At 58.9% G+C, this 6,576-nt stretch carries 7 protein-coding genes; 1 reads left to right on the top strand and 6 read right to left on the bottom strand.

Going from position 1 to position 6,576, the window contains the following annotated elements:
- The 4 genes from RXV88_RS23780 to RXV88_RS22930 all read right to left on the bottom strand — a co-directional run.
- Window positions 1–185 (bottom strand): helix-turn-helix domain-containing protein (locus RXV88_RS23780; protein ID WP_410468855.1); only part of this gene is annotated, 185 nt, incomplete at its 3' end.
- Window positions 169–438, bottom strand: coding sequence for a helix-turn-helix domain-containing protein (locus tag RXV88_RS22940; protein ID WP_316296019.1), 270 nt, complete (start codon window positions 436–438; stop codon window positions 169–171). The genes RXV88_RS23780 and RXV88_RS22940, both read right to left, overlap by 17 nt.
- A 96-nt stretch (window positions 439–534) precedes the next feature.
- Window positions 535–1,188, bottom strand: coding sequence for a hypothetical protein (locus tag RXV88_RS22935; RefSeq protein WP_316296017.1), 654 nt, complete (start codon window positions 1,186–1,188; stop codon window positions 535–537).
- A complete protein-coding gene (locus tag RXV88_RS22930) occupies window positions 1,181–2,278 on the bottom strand; it encodes an integrase family protein (protein ID WP_316296015.1) in 1,098 nt (365 codons plus the stop codon). The genes RXV88_RS22935 and RXV88_RS22930 overlap by 8 nt, the downstream gene beginning before the upstream one ends.
- Before the next feature lie 255 nt (window positions 2,279–2,533).
- On the opposite strand from RXV88_RS22930, the gene RXV88_RS22925 reads away from it, so the two are divergent.
- Entirely contained in the window at window positions 2,534–3,001 is a 468-nt protein-coding gene (locus RXV88_RS22925; RefSeq protein WP_316296014.1) for an SDR family NAD(P)-dependent oxidoreductase, read from the top strand.
- Between the two features lie 166 nt (window positions 3,002–3,167).
- Here RXV88_RS22925 and RXV88_RS22920 read toward each other — a convergent pair whose 3' ends face one another.
- Together RXV88_RS22920 and RXV88_RS22915 are read right to left on the bottom strand one after the other, a co-directional pair.
- Entirely contained in the window at window positions 3,168–4,604 is a 1,437-nt protein-coding gene (locus tag RXV88_RS22920) for a DUF6880 family protein (RefSeq protein WP_316296012.1), read from the bottom strand.
- Window positions 4,605–5,153: 549 nt separating this feature from the next.
- A complete protein-coding gene (locus tag RXV88_RS22915) occupies window positions 5,154–5,732 on the bottom strand; it encodes a hypothetical protein (protein WP_316296010.1) in 579 nt (192 codons plus the stop codon).
- Window positions 5,733–6,576: the final 844 nt, after the last annotated feature.

Raw genomic sequence — 6,576 nt, 5'->3', positions numbered from 1 at the left:
CGTTGCTTGATGTACCGATCGAGGTCCATTGGATGCACACGGATCATCCGGCCATCACGGATCACAGGCAGTTCGCCGGTGCCGATACGGCGTTGGACGGTCTTCTGAGAGCACTTCAGAAAGCCGGCCACGTCTGCGATCGTCAAAAGGCGATCTTCGCCAGGACGCTTATTCCGCGGTTTCATTTGCGCCTCCGACGAGATTGGATTTAAGCCACTCATCAAGGTCGCGGCGTCGATAGATCACTACACCGCACAGTTTCGCGTAGCGTGGGCCGACTGCCTGATTGTGGCGCATCCGAAGTTTTGCCAGCTTCGAGACCGAAAGTCCCAAATACCGAGCTGCTTCGCTTGCCCTCATATTTTCTGACCATTGGATTGCAGCCGGGACAGTCTGTGGCATCGCTTTTCCTTTCCATTCAAATGCGTGGAAAGGCATGCCGGATGCGTTTGGGTCAGGTCACTCTGGGGAATTTCCTATTAGCACCACTTGACAATCGCTGTATACCTGACCTGCGCGGCGCTAAATGCGAGACTAACGTCCCTGCCGGCTATGATAGGATTTCCGAAATTCGCGTTCAAAGTCAGTGTCTTCTAATACTCTTAGGCGCAGGTCGCGGTCTTGAATAATCTGGATGATCTCTTTTGGAACGGCCCATGGGTTCCAATCACCAAAGTAAGGAATGCGGCTCAGCGAGATTTGCGCCAAGCCAGCCTGCTGCAAAAACAACTTCGTATGGCCAGGGTTACGTACGAAGTCGAAACCAACAAGGTTTTGGCATAACTGCCAAGCAGCCCAGAGATGTAAACTGTCCCGCAGACGCCTAAAGTGATCCTGCAAGCGGCGCACATCAGTTGGAAACTTCTGATCGGCTGTTTGCTCCGTTTCAAAATAATGCGCTACAAAGGTTGACGCGTACTCAAGGCTAGCAACTCGACCACGAGCCTGCTCATTGATCATGGCCAGAGCAACATCCCCGGCCATTCTGCCCAAGGACTGGGTTTTCACCAGTTCGGCTTCCACAGCCTTCATGATTGGCCCCTGAACGCCATCTCGCCGGCGCGTCTCCAGTTCCATAACCGAAAGCGCCTGCTGAGCTGAGACCTCATCATTGGGGTAAACCATACGAGTAGCGATTGTCGGGTAAGCATTGGCCAGCAGTTTCCCGCCGCGATAGACCTCAAGCACACGCATTCTTCGCCTCACGCCCCATTCTCGCTTTCAATTCATTGCAAGCAGTTTGCATTGCGGGCCTCAAAGCCCCCAGTGACGGCTTCGCGTAACGCTGACCAGTGATGGACAGAGGTGTATGGTTCAAAAGCCGACCAACGATTTCCTCCAGAATCCCCGCCTCCATGGCGACAGTTGCGAAAGTCCGGCAATGTGCATGCGGGCTCCACTTGAACCGCTGCGGTCCGGTCAGATGCCCGCTCGGCGCCTTCGGCGATGGGAACACCCATTTCCGGCTCAGCCCGCGTAGAGGCGCCAGGATTTCATGATGACATTGCACGATCGGAAGATCGAAGCTGCGCCCGTTCTTTGTCATGGGCAGGTGGATGTGGTCCTCATGCACGTCCTTCCATTCGAGGGTCAGCAACTCGGTTTTCCGGAAACCGGTGAACAGGGCCATCTCGTAGAAGACCTGGTGGATCGGGTTATACAACCCATCAACCTCGTCCCGCCATTCGCGCAGATTTTCGATGATCGTTCCGTTTGGCTTCTCCTCGTACCACTCGATCGCCATCGTCGGGCTTTCTGACAGATCGTAGGTTCGCCGGGCATGGTTCCAGATCGACCGTACAATTCTCAATGTGCGATTGGCGCTGACGGGGCGCGCCGCCAGTTCTTGGTGTCGTCGCACGACCATCGACTTGGTAATCTCGTCGAGTGGCAGTCTGAGCCAATCTTTCAGATGCAAATTCAGCGAGGCTCGGACATTTTCTTTGTAACTCTTGCTGCGGAGCTTGGGGCGGGCCAGGTAGGCTTCCATGGCCGCCTCAAGGGTTGGAGCCCCGATCTGGATCTTCTTGCCGGCTCCCCTGCCCCATTCCAGCGCGAAGCCGAGGGCCGTCTGCCGCGCAGCCTGGGCCGAGATAACCGGAAAACGCCCGATCAGGACACGTTTGGTCTGCCCGCCCACGTCCTTCTGGAAGTACCAGGTCTTCGAGCGCTTGCCGACGAAGAGCACGAGGCCCTTGACCTCGCTGTCCCAGTGCTTGTCGGTGCCGGATTTTGTCTGCGGAACCTTACGGGCAAAGGTTTCTGTGAGTTTTGGCATATTGTCTGTTTTTTGTCGGTATCAGTAGGAAAAGAAGGGAATTCATCGGAACATAAATGAAAGACATAAGTCAACAAAAAGAATATATTAGAATGAATTTGAACGAGGATGAAACGTTACCCTCCTGCTTGGAAGGCTGAGGTCTTACCACTACACAACGCCCGCTCAGCGCGTTAGCCCTATGACAGACGCCTTCAGAGGTCAAGCATCAGCTTTGCAAAGCAAGGAGAAATCGCCATGTAGAAACCCCTTGCCGTGATCGTCGGCTTCGGCGATGGACTCTCTGCCGCGCTGGCGCGCAACCTTGCTGCGGATCATGCGCTGACCCGGGCCGAATGCAGCGGCGACCAGATGGCCGCCGTCGCAGCAGAAACCGGCGCGGAGATGGTACTTCTGGACGCCACCAATGAGGACGAGTTGGCAGGCCTCATCGCCGCCCTGCCCGCCTCGCCCCCGGTCGTGATCGATAACTCCCCCGCTCGGGTGCGCGGCCCGATCGTCGAATTGTCCGCTGATGATGTGCGCAGAGCGGTCGAGGTGACGGCGATCGGTGCCTTTCTGACCGCCAAGCACGCGGCCAAGCGGATGCTGGCCGCCGAGCCCATCGACGGCACACGAGGAACCATCCTTTTCACCGGCGCCTCGGCCAGGGTGAAGGGGTTCCCGCTTGCGCTTCTTTCCTCGGTCCCATCATCGCCAACCCCTCCATCTAGGAAGAATTGAATCAGCGACTTACCAGTCGATCAAGGAAGAGTTTTTCAACGAAATAAGCTGTTCTGTGGAAAAACACCTGTTCGCTACCGCAGAAGTCCGGGCCTAAGAGAGGCATAATGCATGTTTCGCAAACGTCCGCCGCTATCTCTAGTGGCAACCGCAGCACAGCCCGATGTTACTCGCCGACCAGCTGCCAGAACCCGTACTTGCGCTTGTGGTGCTCCCGAAGCGAGACCAAGAACTCCGAGTGTGGCGGGAACGACTGGTAGTCGTCGATCATGGCATCGCTGGAAGCGCACTCCGCTAGGTGACGAGCAGCGTGCCGGTAACGCGAGGACTTGGCCCCGTCCAGTGTGTCCCGGATCATCGCACGACGCAGGATGGTGGCAGCCAGCGGATGGTTTGCCTCCAGAGCGTCCGAAGCAGTCGTAAGTGTCTGATAGTCGTTTCCATCCAGATCCTCGGCCCGTGTGAGGACCAGCCGGGCAGCCCTGTCGTGGGCAGGCCACTGGATCAGAAAGCTCAACGCCGTTCCGAGGCCAGCAAAGGCTTCAACATGGGCCAAGGCTTTCTCTTCGGCCTCAATGTCTTCGAAGTCCGGCAGCAAATCCACGTACCGCCGCAGGCTACGGGCGCTCAGCGTCCTCTCGAACGTCGACCAGAGGTGGGCCTTCAAGTCATCCGTCCTACAAAGCCGTTCCAGACATGCCTCGTAAACCTCGTCGAGATCGTACCGATGAACCCAGAACGGCTTGCCTTCTTCGGCAGCCCGGGCGCGCTGAATGAGCTGCAGGGCCTCGTCCGCGCGGTTCGCGTCCAACAGGCGCTGTGCAACACCCGGCGCGATGGTGCCATAGGCCAGCTGTTCGGCCGAGTACCGTGCCATATAGGCATCGACGTCGCCCTGCTCATCGGCTACATCCGCCAGGATAACCGACGCCGTGAGGTCCTTGTTTCGCCTGGCCGTGTCCTCCGGTGAAGACCGCAGACCGAAGCCCGCGTAGTGGTCGATGTCCTCCTCGCTGGGTGCTTTGGCTTGCCACGCGGTCGTGATCCGCTTCAGCTGCTCCAGCCCTTCATCCCCCAGGGCCGGAGCGGCAGCCGATATGATACCGTCGAACTCGCCGTACCCGGCCTTGGACACGGCATCCAAAATGCGCTCTGCCAGCGTTTTGCTGTCGATGGCGATCCTGGGCGACAGCTGACCGATCATCTCGACGGCCTCGCCAATGACGTCGCCAACCGCCCCATTGCTGTCATCCGTCCGCTCATGAATGGACGGGGCGAGTTGCAGGAACGACCAGAGCAGCTCAAAGGCCTCGTGCGGATCGTCCGGCGCGACGCTGGTCTCGATCATGGACAACAGCCACCTCAGGTCCTTGACCAAGGCCTTCTGCTTGCGCCAGTCCACGAAACTCGTCGAACGACGGAGCGAGGCGAAGCGCTTGCGGACATCGGCCGCGACCTCCTTTGGCCCCTGTGCAGCGCTCAGCTCCATCCGTGCCCTCCGCTGCAAGGCCGCGCTGCCCTGGACGAGGTCCATGACAAGGGCGGCGAGCTTCTCCGCCCCTAGCTGTTCGAGGTTCTTCTGATTGAGGGTCTTCTTGGACATCTTCGAGGACCGTGAGGCGCTTGGGGTCGACCAGCTATCTGTGCCAGATGACGGTCATGACGGCAATGTCGGGCGCCATTGGTTCCGGTGAAATCCGAACTTGCGCCGCCCGGCGCGAACCACAAGCCTGCGCGCCCGAGTTGGGAGGCGGCGATTGCCGAAGTCATCGCCCGCCGTCGGGCCGGTGGAGCACACATTTGAGAGGCGTCGGTGGTGCGGCTGGCGGACAATGCAGTTTCATCGCTTCATGTCCTCGCACGGCACTGTTGCGGCGGTTATACTTCGATCACAGATCACAGTCTTCGGACGTTCGCCAAAATCGATGTCATGTCCAGCTTGCGGGACGAAGCGGACATGACTCGTGCTACATGGAACCGCCCCTAAGAGCCACTCTTATGGCGAATGGCCCACTAATAGGCCAACGACTTTTAGATCGATTCCATCTCGGTCACGCCGGACAGTTTCCTGACGGTGCTGCACAACGTGGCCGAGGCCGAAAGCGGCTGATCAGGGCGCCGCGCGGCGCCCTGCCCCCAATGCGCGATCCGGTCAGCCCTTGGCGTGTTCGCAGGTGACGTTGGGGTTGAACGGCATCAGCACCCCCATCGGGTTGTCGCGGAAGAGCCAGACATGCTGGTCGTAATGCGGCATGAAACCATGCGCCTCGTCGCCCGGCGTGTTCGGATCGTCGGCCATATGGTCCCAGGTGCGGCCGTTCAGCGCCGGCGCTTCGTCGTTTCCTGCGGCTTTCCAGGCGGCCTCGAAGACTAGATTCTCGACCGCCACCAGCTCCATCGAGCCGTCCGCCTGCGGCTCGTAGATCAGAATCGCCGGCTGCGACCAGTCGGTATAGGTCGACTCGCCGTCCACACGCGGATCGGTCCCGGTGATCTTGAGCATCGCGGGATGGATGTAGTGGATGCCCATCGCGCCAAGCTCTGCCGGCAGCCCCTCGGCCGCCGCCGAAACGCAGTGGTTGTCGGGCGTGATGTAGCCTTCGGCCAGCGCCACGTTGATATCCTTGTATTTCTCGACGCTCGCCCGCATCGCGTCGAGATCGACGTCTTCGGCCAGAGCCGTGAAAGGAACGAAAGCGGCCAGAAAGGCCGGTACTGAAAATCTCTTCATTCTATCTCTCCAAATATGCACCTTGGCGCGCGAAGGGCCCGCCCCGGCGGGATCAGTATAACCCGAAATTCCCCAAGTAGAACGCCGACCGTTCCATGTTGCGGCGACTTTGGGCACTGATCAAGCTTCATGTGTCCACAGTTTGGTGGTTCTGGCACCTGAAGCGCGAACTGAGCATGAATTGTGGCCTTGGCAGCCGGGTTGATCCGGTTTTCGGACGGATTGGCACACCATTGGGCAGACCAGTCGAGCCGCTTTCCTCTGAATTTTGTCGCCGACGTCACCATGCTGGAACCGGCGGCGCGCGCAGCCGTTGGATGGCCGTCATGATGCGACGGAACACTTCACCACTGACCGCAACCTCGGGCTATTACCCGTGTCCGGTTCGGGCTCTTCCACGACATCTGAGCAAAATGATCAGATGACCGCTAGACGACGGTAAGCAGCCGTAAGAGCCGACGGAACCGCAGAGACACGCTCGAACGACGGCTTTAACCGGCTCCAGACGTTCGTCTAAATCGAGGTTATGACCGGTGAGCGGACAGGGCAGTCATTCGCAGCTTGGTAGCACGCTACGGCTTGTCTGACTGCAACCCAATGCGATCAAACCCGCGGTGAACGACTTCGACAGCGCCGTGGACTGGGAGGCTCGCCCGCTAGAACCATCGTGCTCCACCGCTCAAACAGCTCAGAGCCCGTTGATGCGCTTTGAATGGGCGTGTTCGGGTGGAAGATTCGGTCCCATTGCGCATCCTCTGATTGTTCCAATGGGCGTTGTTGCAGAACTAGGGCTTGAGGCGTGATTGCCCCTTTCCCCGCTGAGATCATGCCACGCGGATGATCT

The sequence above is a fragment of the Aestuariicoccus sp. MJ-SS9 genome (assembly GCF_032586235.1).
GTDB lineage: Bacteria > Pseudomonadota > Alphaproteobacteria > Rhodobacterales > Rhodobacteraceae > Aestuariicoccus.
Note: the sequence above shows the minus strand (reverse complement) of the source record. Positions and strands in the feature narration are given on the sequence as shown.